Consider the following 16736-nt stretch of genomic DNA (forward strand, 5'->3'; position numbering starts at 1 on the left):
AGTAACACATGACTGAAGATATCATGCATGATGCCTCAGCCGAAGGTGCTGAGCAATCATTTGAGCAGTCACTCAGACCGGTAACGTTAAACCAATACATCGGTCAGGCGCCGCTCAAAGAACGTTTAAATGTTTATATTCAAGCAGCTAAAACACGTGAAGAAGCGCTTGACCACGTCTTACTCTATGGACCACCTGGTCTAGGTAAAACCACACTTGCGATGGTGATTGCTAATGAAATGGGGGTGGGGATTCGAACCACCAGTGGTCCGGCCATTGAAAAGTCGGGAGATTTGTTGGCGTTACTGAATGAACTAAATGCGGGTGATGTGTTATTTATTGATGAAATTCATCGTTTACCAAAACCGGTGGAAGAGATGTTGTATTCTGCAATGGAAGATTTCTATGTCGATATAATTGTGGGCGAAGGCCCCACAGCACACCCTGTCCATTTCCCATTGCCACCATTCACATTAATTGGGGCGACAACTCGAGCGGGAATGCTCTCGCAACCATTGCGTGATCGTTTTGGCATTGTTGAGCATATGGCGTATTATAATACGGATGAACTGGCAACTATTATTTTGCGATCAGCAGACGTATTTGGTACGAGTATTTCTGAACAAGGCGCCTACGAGTTAGCTCGTCGTTCACGTGGTACACCACGAATTGCGAACCGTTTATTGAAACGCGTGCGAGACTTTGCCATTGTTAATGGGGCCAGTGAAATTACAGACGAAACGGTTGATTATGCGCTGAAATTACTAAAAGTGGATAAAATGGGCTTGGATCAAATTGATCACAAAATCCTACATACGATGATTGACTTTTATAATGGTGGCCCAGTTGGTGTCAATACGATTGCTGCCAGCATTGGTGAGGAAGTCGAAACCATTGAGTCAATGTATGAACCTTATCTGTTACAAATTGGTTTTATTCAACGCACGCCGCGTGGTCGCCAAGTGGCACCACTTGCTTATGAACATTTACATATTTCATACCCAAATAAGGAGTAAAGAAGATGACTGAAGAAATTCCGAATTATACATTAAATGATTTTGACTATGACTTACCAGAAGAGTTAATTGCCCAGACCCCACTCAAAGATCGTGATACGTCACGACTACTTGTCATGAATGCTGAAACTGGTGATATGCAAGATAAACATTTTTATGACTTCATCGAATACTTAAACCCTGGGGATGCACTTGTGATGAATAATTCACGTGTGTTACCTGCCCGTCTATATGGTGTTCGACCTGATACAGGTGGTCATGTTGAAGTGTTGCTTTTGCGTCAAGACCATGGCGATGTATGGGAAACTTTAATTAAACCAGCTAAAAAATACCGCGTTGGTCAAAAGATTGATTTTGGCGATGGGAAGTTGGAAGGTGTTGTTACTGAAGAGTTAGAACATGGTGGTCGTATGGTTGAATTCCACTATGATGGTATTTTCTTAGAGATCTTAGAAGAATTGGGGGAAATGCCATTACCACCTTATATCAAAGAAAAATTGGATGATCAAGAACGTTACCAAACTGTTTATTCAAAGGTGAATGGATCTGCTGCTGCACCAACTGCTGGATTGCATTGGACACCGGAGCTCCTAAAGAAAGTTGAAGAAAAGGGTGTTAAGATTGTCGAACTAACTTTGCACGTTGGTTTGGGAACTTTCCGTCCGGTCGAAGAAGAAAACTTGGATGATCATAAAATGCACTCTGAGTTTTACCAATTGTCACAAGAGGCAGCAGATACATTGAATGAAGTACATGCAAATGGGGGCCGGATTGTGGCTACTGGTACGACATCGATTCGAACGCTTGAAACGATTGGATCAAAGTTTGATGGCAAGTTAGAAGCTGACTCGGGTTGGACTGATATTTTTATTCGACCAGGATATAAGTGGACTGTTGTGGATGCATTTATTACAAATTTCCATTTACCTAAGTCAACATTGGTAATGCTTGTTGCATCCTTTACAGGTCGTGAGCATATTTTGAATGCTTATCAACATGCAATTGATGAACGTTACCGTTTCTTCTCATTCGGAGATGCTATGTACATTTATAAATAAAATGCAAAAATAGTGTTGACATTTTTTTAAAAATGAGGTATATTATTATTTGTTGTTCGGCAACAGATAATAGTTTTGCGGATGTAGTACAATGGCTAGTGCTCCAGCCTTCCAAGCTGGGAATGCGGGTTCGATTCCCGTCGTCCGCTTTTAATTTTGCTTTCAATAGCAAAATTAAAAAGTAGATCATTGAAAACTGAATATCGTTTCGATATAAACAAATGTGTAGGGTCACCAAATTTATTTGGTGCAAACATTTGCGAAGTCAATTCGCTAGTAAATTCGTTTAACAATCTGTTAAACAACAAAAAGAGAAATTGAGTAATATCAAGCTTTTGAAACCTTTCTTCATTTATGGAGTAAGTACAAAATGAGAGTTTGATCCTGGCTCAGGATGAACGCTGGCGGCGTGCCTAATACATGCAAGTCGAACGCTTTGTGGTCCAACTGATTTGAAGAGCTTGCTCAGATATGACGATGGACATTGCAAAGAGTGGCGAACGGGTGAGTAACACGTGGGAAACCTACCTCTTAGCAGGGGATAACACTTGGAAACAAGTGCTAATACCGTATAACACTAATAACCGCATGGTTATTAGTTAAAAGATGGTCTTGCTATCACTAAGAGATGGTCCCGCGGTGTATTAGCTAGTTGGTAAGGTAATGGCTTACCAAGGCAATGATACATAGCCGAGTTGAGAGACTGATCGGCCACAATGGGACTGAGACACGGCCCATACTCCTACGGGAGGCAGCAGTAGGGAATCTTCCACAATGGACGAAAGTCTGATGGAGCAACGCCGCGTGTGTGATGAAGGGTTTCGGCTCGTAAAACACTGTTGTAAGAGAAGAATGACATTGAGAGTAACTGTTCAGTGTGTGACGGTATCTTACCAGAAAGGAACGGCTAAATACGTGCCAGCAGCCGCGGTAATACGTATGTTCCAAGCGTTATCCGGATTTATTGGGCGTAAAGCGAGCGCAGACGGTTATTTAAGTCCGAAGTGAAAGCCCACAGCTTAACTGTGGAAGTGCTTTGGAAACTGGATAACTTGAGTGCAGTAGAGGAGAGTGGAACTCCATGTGTAGCGGTGAAATGCGTAGATATATGGAAGAACACCAGTGGCGAAGGCGGCTCTCTGGACTGTAACTGACGTTGAGGCTCGAAAGTGTGGGTAGCAAACAGGATTAGATACCCTGGTAGTCCACACCGTAAACGATGAGTGCTAGATGTTTGAGGGTTTCCGCCCTTAAGTGTCGCAGCTAACGCATTAAGCACTCCGCCTGGGGAGTACGACCGCAAGGTTGAAACTCAAAGGAATTGACGGGGACCCGCACAAGCGGTGGAGCATGTGGTTTAATTCGAAGCAACGCGAAGAACCTTACCAGGTCTTGACATCCTTTGACCACTTCAGAGATGAAGCTTTCCCTTCGGGGACAAAGTGACAGGTGGTGCATGGTTGTCGTCAGCTCGTGTCGTGAGATGTTGGGTTAAGTCCCGCAACGAGCGCAACCCTTATTACTAGTTGCCAGCATTCAGTTGGGCACTCTAGTGAGACTGCCGGTGACAAACCGGAGGAAGGTGGGGATGACGTCAAATCATCATGCCCCTTATGACCTGGGCTACACACGTGCTACAATGGCAAGTACAACGAGCAGCTAACCCGCGAGGGTACGCGAATCTCTTAAAACTTGTCTCAGTTCGGATTGTAGGCTGCAACTCGCCTACATGAAGTCGGAATCGCTAGTAATCGCGGATCAGCACGCCGCGGTGAATACGTTCCCGGGTCTTGTACACACCGCCCGTCACACCATGAGAGTTTGTAACACCCAAAGCCGGTGAGGTAACCTTTTAGGAGCCAACCGTCTAAGGTGGGACAGATGATTAGGGTGAAGTCGTAACAAGGTAGCCGTAGGAGAACCTGCGGCTGGATCACCTCCTTTCTAAGGAAAATCGGAAGCCTACATATTTGCGTTGAAACGATATTCAGTTTTGAGTGGTTTACACTCAACGACTTGTAACCTTCGGGTTACAAGGACTTAGATCTTTGAAAACTGAATCATATTTAAATTTTAAATTCATTTCAATTAATTATTATAATTAAATTGAGCCGAAAAAATACACCGCGTAATTTTTTGAGTTTTTTAAATTAGTTTAAATCGCTTGTGGCCTTTGAGCCACAATACTCAAACTTGAATCATCAACGCAAGTTGATAGGTTAAGTTATTAAGGGCGCATGGTGAATGCCTTGGCACTAGGAGCCGATGAAGGACGGGACTAACACCGATATGCTTCGGGGAGCTGTAAGTAAGCTTTGATCCGGAGATTTCCGAATGGGGAAACCCAACTTGTTTATACAAGTTATCATTTAGTGAATACATAGCTAAATTGAAGGTAGACGTTGTGAACTGAAACATCTCATTAGCAACAGGAATAGAAAGAAAAATCGATTCCGACAGTAGCGGCGAGCGAAATCGGAAGAGCCCAAACCAACGTGCTTGCATGTTGGGGTTGTAGGACTACCATTGTGGAGTTACAAAATTGTTTATTAGCAGAATCAGCTGGGAAGCTGAGCGAGACAGGGTGATAGCCCCGTATGCGAAAGTAAGCAATCTCCCGTGTAGGATCCTGAGTACGGCCGGACACGTGAAATCCGGTCGGAATCCGCGAGGACCATCTCGCAAGGCTAAATACTCCCTAGTGACCGATAGTGAACCAGTACCGTGAGGGAAAGGTGAAAAGCACCCCGGAAGGGGAGTGAAAAAGTTCCTGAAACCATGTGCCTACAAGAAGTTAGAGCCCGTTAATGGGTGATAGCGTGCCTTTTGTAGAATGAACCGGCGAGTTACGATAACATGCAAGGTTAAGGTGGAAAGACCGGAGCCGTAGCGAAAGCGAGTCTGAAATGGGCGCTTAAGTATGTTGTTGTAGACCCGAAACCAGGTGACCTACCCATGTCCAGGGTGAAGATGCGGTAAAGCGCATTGGAGGCCCGAACCCGTACATGTTGAAAAATGTTGGGATGAGGTGTGGGTAGCGGTGAAATTCCAATCGAACTTGGAGATAGCTGGTTCTCTCCGAAATAGCTTTAGGGCTAGCCTCGGAATGAAGCGTGTTGGAGGTAGAGCACTGTTTTGGTGCGGGGCCCATCTAGGGTTACCAAATTAAGATAAACTCCGAATGCCAATCACGTATGTCCGGGAGTCAGACAGTGAGTGATAAGATCCATTGTCGAAAGGGGAACAGCCCAGATCGTCAGTTAAGGTCCCTAAGTGTGTGTTAAGTGGAAAAGGAAGTGGAGTTGCATAGACAACTAGGATGTTGGCTCAGAAGCAGCCACCATTTAAAGAGTGCGTAATAGCTCACTAGTCGAGTGATTCTGCACCGAAAATGTACCGGGGCTAAACACACCACCGAAACTACGGGTGCCACGTAAGTGGCGCGATAGGAGAGCGTTCTATGGGCGATGAAGTCAGACCGTGAGGACTGGTGGAGCGCATAGAAGTGAGAATGCCGGTATGAGTAGCGAAAGACAGGTGAGAATCCTGTCCACCGTATGACTAAGGTTTCCTGGGGAAGGCTCGTCCTCCCAGGGTTAGTCGGGACCTAAGGCGAGGCTGAGAAGCGTAGTCGATGGATAACAGGTTGAGATTCCTGTACCAGGTGAACATGTTTGAACGATGGAGGGACGCAGAAGGCTAACGGATCCCAGCTGATGGATATGCTGGGTTAAATAACAAGTCTTGAGTTGAGTTAAATGCTTGACTCTTTAAGGACAAGTTATGATGAGGACCGAAATAAAGTAGGGAAGTCCGCCATGTCACGCTGCCAAGAAAAGCTTCTAGTTAGTGTTTACCTGCCCGTACCGCAAACCAACACAGGTAGTCGAGGAGAGCATCCTAAGGTGAGCGAGTGAACTCTCGTTAAGGAACTCGGCAAAATGACCCCGTAACTTCGGGAGAAGGGGTGCTCAGCGAAAGCTGAGCCGCAGTGAATAGGCCCAGGCGACTGTTTATCAAAAACACAGGTTTCTGCAAAATCGTAAGATGACGTATAGGGGCTGACGCCTGCCCGGTGCTGGAAGGTTAAAAGGAGTGCTTAGCGCAAGCGAAGGTATGAATTGAAGCCCCAGTAAACGGCGGCCGTAACTATAACGGTCCTAAGGTAGCGAAATTCCTTGTCGGGTAAGTTCCGACCCGCACGAAAGGCGTAACGATCTGGGCACTGTCTCAACGAGAGACTCGGTGAAATTTAAAGACCCGTGAAGATGCGGGTTACCCGCGACAGGACGGAAAGACCCCATGGAGCTTTACTGTAGCTTGATATTGAGTGTTTGTGCAGCTTGTACAGCATAGGTAGGAGCCGTTGAAGTCGGAACGCTAGTTTCGATGGAGGCACAGGTGGGATACTACCCTCGTTGTATGACCACTCTAACTCACACCACTAAGCGTGGTGGAAGACAGTGTCTGGCAGGCAGTTTGACTGGGGCGGTCGCCTCCTAAAAGGTAACGGAGGCGCCCAAAGGTTCTCTCAGAATGGTTGGAAATCATTCGCAGAGTGTAAAGGCACAAGAGAGCTTGACTGTGAGACTGACTAGTCGAGCAGGTACGAAAGTAGGGCTTAGTGATCCGGTGGTTCCGCATGGAAGGGCCATCGCTCAACGGATAAAAGCTACCCTGGGGATAACAGGCTTATCTCCCCCAAGAGTCCACATCGACGGGGAGGTTTGGCACCTCGATGTCGGCTCATCGCATCCTGGGGCTGTAGTCGGTCCCAAGGGTTGGGCTGTTCGCCCATTAAAGCGGTACGCGAGCTGGGTTCAGAACGTCGTGAGACAGTTCGGTCCCTATCCGTCGCGGGCGTAGGAAATTTGAGAGGAGTTGCCCTTAGTACGAGAGGACCGGGGTGAACGTACCTCTGGTGTATCAGTTGTTCCGCCAGGAGCATCGCTGAGTAGCTATGTACGGATGAGATAAACGCTGAAAGCATCTAAGTGTGAAACTCGCCTCGAGATGAGATTTCCCATTCTTTATGAAGTAAGACCCCTTGTAGATGACAAGGTAGATAGGCTAGAAGTGGTAGTGCGGCGACGCATGGAGCGGACTAGTACTAATGGTTCGAGGACTTAACCAAGTTGAACAAAACGTTGGTGTACGGTTCAATTAGTGAAATGAAAATAAGAGACATAATATGATTCAGTTTTGAGAGACGTAAGTCTCATCAACACCGTGTTGTGATGATGGCATTGAGGTCACACCTGTTCCCATACCGAACACAGAAGTTAAGCTCAATAGCGCCGAAAGTAGTTGGAGGATCTCTTCCTGCGAGGATAGGACGTTGCAATGCATATGGACGATTAGCTCAGCTGGGAGAGCACCTGCCTTACAAGCAGGGGGTCACAGGTTCGATCCCTGTATCGTCCATTCGAATAAGGTTACTTTGCTGATGTTATTAGTGGAGTAACCTTTTTATTTTACAGTAAGTTAATCAAAGCAGATATTTCTATGGAAATTTGGTATACTAGTAGACAAGTGATTAATAAATACGTCAAAAGAAAGGAGTAGAAAATGGCAGAAGATTATGCAGTAAAATATGAATTGTTGCACGTTGAGAAGCATACTGGAGCCCGGCTTGGAAAAATTACAACGCCTCATGGTGAAGTAATGACGCCAATGTTTATGCCCGTTGGGACTCAAGCAACTGTTAAGAACGTTTCAACTCGTGAATTACGTGAAATTCATTCACAATTTATTTTAGCAAATACATATCATTTATGGTTACGCCCAGGTGATGAATTAATTGCCCAAGCGGGTGGCTTGCATAAATTCATGGATTGGGATGGGCCAATCCTAACTGATTCAGGTGGATTCCAAGTTTGGTCACTTTCACAACATAATAAGATAAGCGAAGAGGGGGTAACATTTAGAAACCACTTGAATGGCGAAAAAATGTTCCTTTCACCGGAAGTTGCTATGCGCATTCAGAATAATTTAGGTTCTGATGTGATGATGCAATTAGATGAAGCAATTCCATATTTTGAAACTTATGATTATGTAAAAAATTCAGTTGAACGTACATCACGTTGGGCCGAACGAGCCATGGCGGCACACAAGCGTCCTGAAGATCAAGCGTTATTTGGTATTGTGCAAGGAGCAGGATTTAAGCAATTGCGTAAGCAATCTGCTAATGATTTGGTTTCTTTGGATTTGCCGGGATATGCGGTTGGTGGATTATCAGTTGGTGAGTCTAAAGAAGAAATGAATCGTGTTCTTGACTTTACTGTGCCTTGGTTACCAGAAAATAAGCCACGATACTTGATGGGAGTCGCAGCGCCTGATTCACTTGTGGATGGCGTTATGCGTGGTATTGATATGTTTGATTGTGTGCTACCAACACGAATCGGACGTAATGGTACATTAATGACTAAGCATGGACGAGTGGTTATCACAAATGCTAAGTATAAAAATGACTTTTCACCAATTGATTTAGATTTAGATGACTACGGATCAACGCATTATACAAAGGCTTACTTGCACCACTTGTTTAATGCAAACGAACTATTAGGGCAAAACATTGCGAGTGTACACAATCTGCGTTATCTATTAAAGTTAATGGAAGATATGCGTCAAGCAATTGCTGAAGATCGTCTATTGGACTTCAGAGCTGAACTAATGGAAAACTATGGTTATAACAAAAAGAATGCACGTTTATTCTAACAAGAGAAAGAGGTATTACTATGAATAGTTCCCTACTTATGATTTTATTGCTGATTGTTTTGATGTACTTCATGATGGTTCGTCCTCAAAAGAAACGTCAAGAAAAGCAAAAAGAACTTTTGGCATCAATTAAGCCTGGTGATGAAGTTGTTACCATTGGTGGTTTACACGCTAAGGTTGTTTCAGTTAGTGAGGACCACAAGACGGTTGCGCTTGACGCGGACGGCTCATTCTTAACATATGAAATGAGTGCTGTACGTACAGTTGAACCAATCAAAACAGATGAAGAATTAGTTGAAAATCATGTTGATGACGACATACCTGAAGAAGTGGACGTTGTGTCAGAAACAGAACAATTGATTGATTCAGCCGATGAAAATGGTGCCAAAGCTGCCGAAAAGCAAGAAGATAAGTAATCTAAAGAGATTCAAAGATTATTCTTTGAGTCTCTTTTCATTTGTATAGTGAGGCGAAGACATGTGTGCATGGTTACAATTCCCTTTAAAAATTGATGCAAGTCGTAAAATTTTACATATTGATATGGATGCCTTTTATGCACAAATTGAAATTAGAGATAATCCTGCATTACAAGATGAACAGGTGATTCTAGCCAGAGACCCACGTAAGACTGGCGGGACCGGTGTGGTGGCTACTGCAAATTATCACGCGCGTCAAGTAGGTGTTCATTCTGCCATGAGTGCTGCTGAAGCGCTAGAAAAAGCACCAGAAGCTGTATTTGTGACACCGGATTTTGATAAATACCGAAAAGTTTCAGAACAAGTGCACGGCATTTTTCACCAATTTACTGATAAAATTGAGCCGATTGCGTTTGATGAAGCATATTTAGACTTATCTGATTATGAGGAGTCTTTAGTTACCATTGCACATCGTTTACAACAGAAAATTTTTGATGAACTGGCACTCACTTCCTCAGTTGGCATTTCGTTTAATAAGTTCCTTGCCAAACTTGCTTCTGAACATAACAAGCCCGCTGGCTTAACAGTAATCAGAATGGAAGATATTAGACCATTTTTAGATGCCCAACCGATTGAATCAATTCGAGGTGTGGGGACAAAAACAGCAGAACGCATGCATGAATTGCATATTGAAAATGGCAATGATTTATACCAACTCAGCCAAGATACATTAATTGATGAATTCGGTAAACAAGGGTTTGAATTGTATCAACGGATTCGTGGAATTGATGATCGACCAGTCCAGTATGAGCGACAACGTAAATCAATTGGTAAAGAACATACATTCAACCCTCCAGTTCGATCGGAACAAGAAACGTTGGATGAAATCCGAAGTATTGCAAAAGAAGTTGTTCAGGCTTTGAAGAATAAAAAGATGCATGGTAAAACATTAGTTTTAAAATTGAGAGATGAAATGTTTAATACGACGACCCATCGGGCAACCTTTAATGATTTTATTGAAAATGACCCCAATGTGATTTACAACTTAGCCGTAGATATTTTGGAAGAAATCGGTGGCTATACAACGCCTTTAAGATTAGTCGGGCTGACGGTAACTGGGCTGACACCGATTTCATTTGAAAATATTACATTGAGTTTATACGAGAGCTAAGTGAGCCCTGTGTTATACTTAAAGGAACAGAGAATTAAAGGACATATTATGACAGCACAAACACAAATTTTAGCGCAAATTAAAGCCGCAAATACAATTATTATTCATCGACACCAACGTCCTGATCCAGATGCAGTCGGATCACAAATGGGCTTGGCTGAAATTATCCGTACAACTTATCCAGATAAGCGAGTTTATGTAGTTGGAAAGCAAGTCCACAGCTTAGAATGGATGGGGGACATGGATACGATTGATGATGCAACTTATGAAGATGCTTTGGTCATCGTGACAGATACAGCGAATGAGCCTCGTGTAGATGATCAACGTTACGAAGAAGGGAAAACCCTCATTAAAATTGATCATCATCCAAACGACGAGCCATATGGTGATTATTCGTGGGTTGATACATCAGTCTCATCATCTTCTGAACTGGTATTCTCGTTCTATAAAGAATTTGAAAATGAATTAAAACTATCAGATAAAGGTGCTGCTTGCCTTTATTCTGGAATTGTTGGCGATACAGGTCGTTTTCTATATGCAACTGATTCACGTACAATGGCCACAGTTTCGGATTTAATGAAGTTTAATTTTGACTGGACGAAATTGAATCAAATGATGGATACAATTTCACCCGAGGCAGCAAAAGTTTCTGGGTATGTTTATGAGCATATGACCCTAACCGATGAGGGATTCAACTATATCGTGTTGACTAACGAAATTTTAGAATCCTTTGATTTGGGGGATTTTGGAACGGCGTTTATTGTGCCCTTAATGGGAAAAATTAACGCTGCAAAAGCTTGGGCCGTTTTTGAGCAACAAGACGAAGGTTTCTATCGTGCTCGGTTACGGTCTCGCGAAATTCCAATTAATGACATTGCTAAGCGTCACGGTGGCGGTGGACATCCATTGGCATCAGGAGCTATTGCTCAAAATGATGCAGAACTAGAAGACATTATTTATGAAATGAATCAATTACTAAAGGAGCACAACAATGGCTAATTTTAATGACTATCATTTGCGTGATGAAATTTATCGCGCGCTTGATGCCATCCACTTTAATGATCCAACGCCAGTTCAAGCCCGGTTAATTCCGGTGATTTTACAGGGACGATCAGTGGTTGGACAATCACAAACAGGATCAGGAAAGACGCACGCCTTTTTGCTACCTATTTTCCAAAAGCTTGACGTCAAAAAGCAACAAGTCCAAGCCGTGATTACAACACCTTCACGTGAATTGGCCCAACAAATTTACCAAGCTTCAAAGCAAATTGCGGATCAATTCCCCGAAGATGAACAGCCACGTATTGGATTATTTGTTGGTGGAACTGATAAGAATCGTCAAATCCAACAATTAAAGTCGAACCAACCACAAATCGTTATTGGAACTCCTGGTCGAATTAAAGATTTGTATCAAAGTGGTGCATTGAATATTCATACAGCACATACCTTAGTGGTCGATGAAGCTGATATGACTTTGGATATGGGATTCTTGAATGAAGTTGACGCAATTGCCGGAGCGATGCCAGAAGACTTGCAAATGCTTGTCTTCTCAGCAACAATTCCTCAAAAGTTACAACCATTTTTGAAGAAGTATCTTAACAATCCTGTTGTTGAAGAAATTCCAGCTGAAACAGTTATTTCTCCAACCATTCAAAATGTCTTAATGGATACCAAGGGTAAGGCAAAGGATGAATTAATTTTTAATTTGCTAACAATGGGAAATCCATACATGGCTTTAGTGTTCGCGAATACGAAAGAACGCGCCCATGAACTTGCACGCCAATTGAAGGAACGTGGTCTCAAGGTTGCTGAAATTCATGGTGGCATTCAACCACGTGAACGTCGACGGACCATGCAACAAATTCAACATCTTGATTATCAATATGTCGTTGCAACAGACTTAGCTGCTCGGGGAATTGATATCCCAGGTGTTTCGCTGGTTATTAATGATGGTATTCCAAACGACCTTGAATTCTTTGTGCACCGTGTTGGACGTACGGGACGTAATGGGGCAGAAGGGACTGCCATTACCTTGTATTCTCCAGACGAAGATGCAAAGGTAACCGAAGTCGAAAACATGGGAGTTAAGTTTGAGCCAATGGTTTTGTCTAAGGGAGAGCTAAAAGCAGTTGCTGATCGTCGCCGTCGAACGCAACGTACCAAGTCAACAAAGAAACTTGATCCCACGATGATTGGTATGGTCAAGAAGAAGAAGAAGAATGTGAAGCCTGGTTATAAGCATCGTATTAAAAGTGAAATTGCACGTGACGCGGCTTATAAAAAGCGAGTTGAAGATCGTCAACAACAACGTGCAACACGTAAATCACGTAAGTCAAAATAAGTTTATATAGCATCAGATTATTGAGACGGTTTCCGACGAAATGTGGTACCACTCAATCAACCAATATGCTATAATGTTTCAAGAGGATGAGAATTTTCTAATTCGATATACAGAGACATTACGGTTGGTGGAAGTAATGCGAAATTAAGTTCATGCTCCCTCACGAAAGTGTTTGTGAAAGCAGACCGTTAATCGGCGTTAACGATTTTAAAGAGGTAATGATATAGATAGTCATTGCAAACGGAGTGGTACCGCGTTCTAGCGTCTCCGTATTGCAATCGACTGTCTTTTTTTAATTTAAAAAGAAAGAGGCTTATATCCATGAAAGAATTATCATCAGCTGAAACGCGTGAGATGTTCCTTCGCTTTTTTGAAAGTAAGGGGCATGCAATTGAACCATCACAATCCTTGATTCCAAAAGATGATCCAAGCTTGCTTTGGATTAACTCGGGGGTAGCAACGCTAAAGAAGTATTTTGACGGAAGTGTTATTCCAGAAAATCGACGCATTACCAATGCACAAAAGGCAATTCGTACTAATGATATTGAAAATGTTGGGCATACAGCTCGTCATCATACGCTGTTTGAAATGATGGGGAATTTTTCAATTGGGGATTACTTCAAAACAGATGCGATTCCATGGGCCTGGGAACTACTTACTAGCCCAGAATGGTATGATATTGATCCAGAAAAATTATATGTTACGGTTTATCCAGATGACAACGAATCTAAGCAAATTTGGTTAGACGTCGTTGGATTGCCTAAGGATCATCTTTATGAAGAACCTGACAACTTCTGGGATATTGGTGAAGGTCCATCTGGTCCTGATACTGAAATTTTCTACGATCGCGGATCTAAGTACGATCCAGACGACAACGAAGAAAATTATCCGGGTGGTGAGAACGAACGTTATTTGGAAATCTGGAATATTGTGTTCTCACAATATAACCACTTACCTGGATTAACTGACAATAAGGATTATCCTGAATTGCCACATAAGAATATTGATACGGGGATGGGACTTGAACGACTTGTATCTGTTTTCCAGCATGCCGATACCAATTTTGAGACTGACTTATTCTTACCAATCATTCATGCGATTGAAGGAATGAGTGATGGTAAGAAGTATGGTGATGATCCTGAGCTGGATGTTTCATTCAAGGTGATTGCTGATCATGCTCGCGCAGTGACATTTGCCATCGGTGATGGTGCATTGCCTTCAAATGAAGGACGTGGATATATTATCCGTCGTTTGCTTCGTCGCGCGGTTGTTCACGGGCGCCGTTTGGGAATTAACCAAGTCTTCCTGAAAAACTTAGTGCCGGTTGTTGGGCAAATTATGCAATCTTATTATCCTGAAGTATTGGAAAATGCGGATTATATTGCTTCAATTGTTGAAAAGGAAGAAAACCGGTTTAACAAGACACTGACAGCAGGTTTGCAATTGCTTCAGAATGTTATGGATGACGCCAAGCAAAATGGTGGTGTGATTGATGGGGATGTTGCGTTTAAGTTGTACGATACGTATGGTTTCCCATTGGAAATCACCATTGAGGAGGCCCAAGACAATGGTTTGACAGTCGATGAAGCTGGTTTTGAATCTGCAATGAAAGAACAACAAGACCGTGCTCGTGCGGCACGTGGTAAGCAGGCGTCAATGGGGATTCAAGATGGTCTGTTGACTGACCTATACACTGAGTCTGAATATGTTGGTTGGACTGATCTTGAAGTTGAAGATGCGACTTTGGTTAACATTATCTTTGATGATATGTTAGCTGAATCAGCTGATTCAGGACAAATTGTTGCGGTATTTGATAAGACACCTTTCTATGCTGAGATGGGTGGGCAAGTAGCTGATCGTGGTGTTGTTCTGAATAGTGCTGAAGAAGTAGTTGCCGAAGTTGTTGACGTGCAAAAGGCACCAAATGGACAACACCTACACACGCTTGATGTTAAGGCGCCAATGTCTGTGAATGAACATTATCACTTGGCAGTTGACGTTCCTTATCATACGGCTGTTTCAAAGAACCACACCGCAACACACATGTTGGACCAAGCAATCCGTAATATTCTTGGTAACCGTTCAACGCAAGCAGGATCACTTGTGACCGCAGATAATCTGCGTTATGATTTCAGTTACAATGAAGCTGTTCCAGCTGAAAAGTTGCAAGAAATTGAAGACTTAATTAACGCTAAAATTATTGAAAATCTGCCAGTTTCATGGATTGAGACTGATAAGGAAACAGCTGAGAAAATGGGTGCTGTTGCTGAATTCTCTGAAAAATATGGAGATACGGTTCGAGTTGTTTCAATTGGCGATTTCAATGCCGAATTTGACGGTGGTACACACGTTAACTCAACGGCTGAATTGGGAATCTTTAAGATTGTCAGCGAGCAAGGTGTTGGTGCGGGCGTTCGCCGTATTGAGGCCGTCACTGGTGAAGGTGCAATGAAGCTATTTAAGCAACATGATGCTTGGTTGAATAAGGCAGCTGAACAAGTGAAAGCACCGCAATTAAGTCAAATTAATGATAAGATTGCAACACTTCAAGCCAGCCTCAAGGATGCTGAGCGTCAAGCAACTGCTCTCGAGCAAAAATTAGCAACACAAAGTGCTGTTTCAGCCTTTGATGATGTCCAAACAATTGGGACCCATACTTTAATCACAGCTGAACTTTCAGTTGAATCAATGGACGGGTTGCGTAGTGCCGCAGATTCATGGAAGCAAGCACAACCATCAGAAGTACTTGTCTTAGCAGCTAACTTGGGTGATAAAGTTAACTTACTTGTAGCAGTTAGTCCAGAAGGTGTTAAAGCCGGTATTAAAGCCGGTGACTTAATTAAGCAGATTGCTCCCGCTATCGGTGGTGGTGGTGGTGGCCGTCCCGATATGGCACAAGCCGGTGGTAAGAATCCAGAAGGTATTCAAAAAGCCTTTGCAGATGCAAGCACTTGGTTAGCTGAAAAGTAATCAATACGGCTTAATGTAACAAACGAAGGGAGTTTGTGATGAGTTCAGATCATACAGAATTATTTAATTTAAACTTTAATGAAGATCATGACGTCCGTAAAATGCTCGAGACAGTCTATGCTGCACTTGAGGAAAAAGGGTATAACCCTATAAATCAAATTGTTGGATATTTAATTTCAAATGATCCAGCTTACATTCCACGTGTTAACGATGCCCGTAATTTGATTCGCAAATTTGAGCGAGACGAAATTATTGAAGCATTAGTCAAGTACTATTTGGATAAGTAATGGGTAGATTATTAGGATTAGACGTTGGTTCAAAAACGGTTGGTGTGGCAGTTTCAGACGTTTTGGGATGGACAGCACAGGGTGTTGAAATTATCCCAATTGATGAAGACAATAATGAATTTGGTATGGACCGTATGACTGAGTTGGTAAAAGAATATCAACCATCCGGTTTTGTACTTGGGTTACCTAAAAACATGAACAATACTTCAGGACCACGTGTTGAAGCAGCACAGGCCTACGGAGAATTATTGAAAGAAAATTTTGGGTTACCAATTGATTTTCAAGATGAGCGTTTGACAACGGTTGAAGCCGAACGTATGTTGATTGAAGAGGCGGATACGTCACGTAAAAAGCGTAAAAAAGTCATTGATAAATTGGCTGCTGCGTTAATTTTACAAAACTATTTAGATCGGAAAGGATCTTTGGTAAATTAAAAGGAGGTTACGATTATGGAAGACGAACAAAATGTAATTGCACTAACAAATGAGCAAGGGGATGAAGAACTGTTTGAGGTTCTATTTACATTCCACAGTGATGAATTTAATAAAGACTACATTATTGTTTACCCAGCTGGTGCTGATTTTGAAGAACCAGTTGATATGTACCCATTTATTTTTCATCCAGAACAAACTGAACAAAGCACTGAGGGTGTTGTAGATCAAATTGAAGATGATGCTGAATTAGCTATGGTTGAAGAAAAGCTAAATCAATTCATCGATGATTTAGAAGAAGAAGAATAATCTGAAAGTAGTTGTCAGTA

Annotated in this window: 11 protein-coding genes, 2 tRNA genes and 3 rRNA genes; all 16 read left to right on the forward strand. The window is 42.7% G+C overall.

The genetic code is table 11. The features are described 5' to 3' along the window. Positions 1 to 8 precede the first annotated feature (8 nt). The 16 genes from ruvB to IE337_RS03415 all read left to right on the forward strand — a co-directional run bounded on the left by ruvB (position 9) and on the right by IE337_RS03415 (position 16716). Complete coding sequence (ruvB, locus tag IE337_RS03340) at positions 9 to 1016, forward strand: Holliday junction branch migration DNA helicase RuvB (protein ID WP_191136769.1); 1008 nt, start codon at positions 9 to 11, stop codon at positions 1014 to 1016. A gap of 5 nt (positions 1017 to 1021) precedes the next feature. Continuing rightward, on the forward strand, positions 1022 to 2074 hold the full coding sequence (gene queA / locus IE337_RS03345; RefSeq protein WP_191136770.1) for a tRNA preQ1(34) S-adenosylmethionine ribosyltransferase-isomerase QueA: 1053 nt from the start codon (positions 1022 to 1024) through the stop codon (positions 2072 to 2074). Between the two features lie 77 nt (positions 2075 to 2151). Next, positions 2152 to 2223, forward strand: a tRNA-Gly gene (locus tag IE337_RS03350). A 217-nt stretch (positions 2224 to 2440) separates the two neighbouring features. Then, positions 2441 to 4018: ribosomal RNA gene (locus IE337_RS03355) — 16S ribosomal RNA — on the forward strand. Positions 4019 to 4291: 273 nt separating this feature from the next. After that, positions 4292 to 7208 (forward strand): 23S ribosomal RNA (locus IE337_RS03360). A gap of 96 nt (positions 7209 to 7304) precedes the next feature. Next, a 5S ribosomal RNA gene (gene rrf, locus IE337_RS03365) occupies positions 7305 to 7421 on the forward strand. Together the 16S, 23S and 5S rRNA genes with 2 tRNA genes alongside form the textbook arrangement of a ribosomal RNA operon. Positions 7422 to 7425: 4 nt before the next feature. Beyond that, a tRNA-Val gene (locus tag IE337_RS03370) sits at positions 7426 to 7498 on the forward strand. 144 nt (positions 7499 to 7642) lie between these two features. Continuing rightward, positions 7643 to 8791, forward strand: coding sequence for a tRNA guanosine(34) transglycosylase Tgt (tgt, locus tag IE337_RS03375; protein ID WP_057747223.1), 1149 nt, complete (start codon positions 7643 to 7645; stop codon positions 8789 to 8791). A gap of 20 nt (positions 8792 to 8811) precedes the next feature. Then, positions 8812 to 9207, forward strand: a complete 396-nt coding sequence (gene yajC, locus IE337_RS03380) for a preprotein translocase subunit YajC (RefSeq protein WP_191136771.1) — start codon at positions 8812 to 8814, stop codon at positions 9205 to 9207. 61 nt (positions 9208 to 9268) lie between these two features. Further along, positions 9269 to 10378: a DNA polymerase IV gene (gene dinB, locus IE337_RS03385; protein WP_191136772.1), complete on the forward strand. Its 1110-nt coding sequence runs from the start codon at positions 9269 to 9271 to the stop codon at positions 10376 to 10378. A 48-nt stretch (positions 10379 to 10426) separates the two neighbouring features. After that, on the forward strand, positions 10427 to 11377 hold the full coding sequence (locus IE337_RS03390; protein WP_057747220.1) for a DHH family phosphoesterase: 951 nt from the start codon (positions 10427 to 10429) through the stop codon (positions 11375 to 11377). Continuing rightward, a complete protein-coding gene (locus IE337_RS03395) occupies positions 11370 to 12719 on the forward strand; it encodes a DEAD/DEAH box helicase (RefSeq protein WP_191136773.1) in 1350 nt (449 codons plus the stop codon). Before IE337_RS03390 ends, IE337_RS03395 begins: the two co-directional genes overlap by 8 nt. A gap of 321 nt (positions 12720 to 13040) precedes the next feature. Beyond that, positions 13041 to 15689: an alanine--tRNA ligase gene (gene alaS / locus IE337_RS03400; RefSeq protein ID WP_191136774.1), complete on the forward strand. Its 2649-nt coding sequence runs from the start codon at positions 13041 to 13043 to the stop codon at positions 15687 to 15689. A 38-nt stretch (positions 15690 to 15727) separates the two neighbouring features. Continuing rightward, on the forward strand, positions 15728 to 15976 hold the full coding sequence (locus tag IE337_RS03405) for an IreB family regulatory phosphoprotein (RefSeq protein WP_191136775.1): 249 nt from the start codon (positions 15728 to 15730) through the stop codon (positions 15974 to 15976). After that, a complete protein-coding gene (ruvX, locus tag IE337_RS03410) occupies positions 15976 to 16410 on the forward strand; it encodes a Holliday junction resolvase RuvX (protein ID WP_057747212.1) in 435 nt (144 codons plus the stop codon). Before IE337_RS03405 ends, ruvX begins: the two co-directional genes overlap by 1 nt. Before the next feature lie 15 nt (positions 16411 to 16425). Further along, on the forward strand, positions 16426 to 16716 hold the full coding sequence (locus IE337_RS03415) for a DUF1292 domain-containing protein (protein ID WP_112468473.1): 291 nt from the start codon (positions 16426 to 16428) through the stop codon (positions 16714 to 16716). The last annotated feature ends 20 nt before the right edge of the window (positions 16717 to 16736 follow it).

The organism is Weissella viridescens (genome assembly GCF_014789145.1).
Classification (GTDB): Bacteria; Bacillota; Bacilli; order Lactobacillales; family Lactobacillaceae; genus Weissella; species Weissella viridescens.

Coding starts and splice junctions, on each gene's coding strand:
- ruvB (WP_191136769.1), top strand. CDS start 9: ATGACTGAAGATATCATGCATGATGCCTCAGCCGAAGGTGCTGAGCAA.
- queA (WP_191136770.1), top strand. CDS start 1,022: ATGACTGAAGAAATTCCGAATTATACATTAAATGATTTTGACTATGAC.
- tgt (WP_057747223.1), top strand. CDS start 7,643: ATGGCAGAAGATTATGCAGTAAAATATGAATTGTTGCACGTTGAGAAG.
- yajC (WP_191136771.1), top strand. CDS start 8,812: ATGAATAGTTCCCTACTTATGATTTTATTGCTGATTGTTTTGATGTAC.
- dinB (WP_191136772.1), top strand. CDS start 9,269: ATGTGTGCATGGTTACAATTCCCTTTAAAAATTGATGCAAGTCGTAAA.
- IE337_RS03390 (WP_057747220.1), top strand. CDS start 10,427: ATGACAGCACAAACACAAATTTTAGCGCAAATTAAAGCCGCAAATACA.
- IE337_RS03395 (WP_191136773.1), top strand. CDS start 11,370: ATGGCTAATTTTAATGACTATCATTTGCGTGATGAAATTTATCGCGCG.
- alaS (WP_191136774.1), top strand. CDS start 13,041: ATGAAAGAATTATCATCAGCTGAAACGCGTGAGATGTTCCTTCGCTTT.
- IE337_RS03405 (WP_191136775.1), top strand. CDS start 15,728: ATGAGTTCAGATCATACAGAATTATTTAATTTAAACTTTAATGAAGAT.
- ruvX (WP_057747212.1), top strand. CDS start 15,976: ATGGGTAGATTATTAGGATTAGACGTTGGTTCAAAAACGGTTGGTGTG.
- IE337_RS03415 (WP_112468473.1), top strand. CDS start 16,426: ATGGAAGACGAACAAAATGTAATTGCACTAACAAATGAGCAAGGGGAT.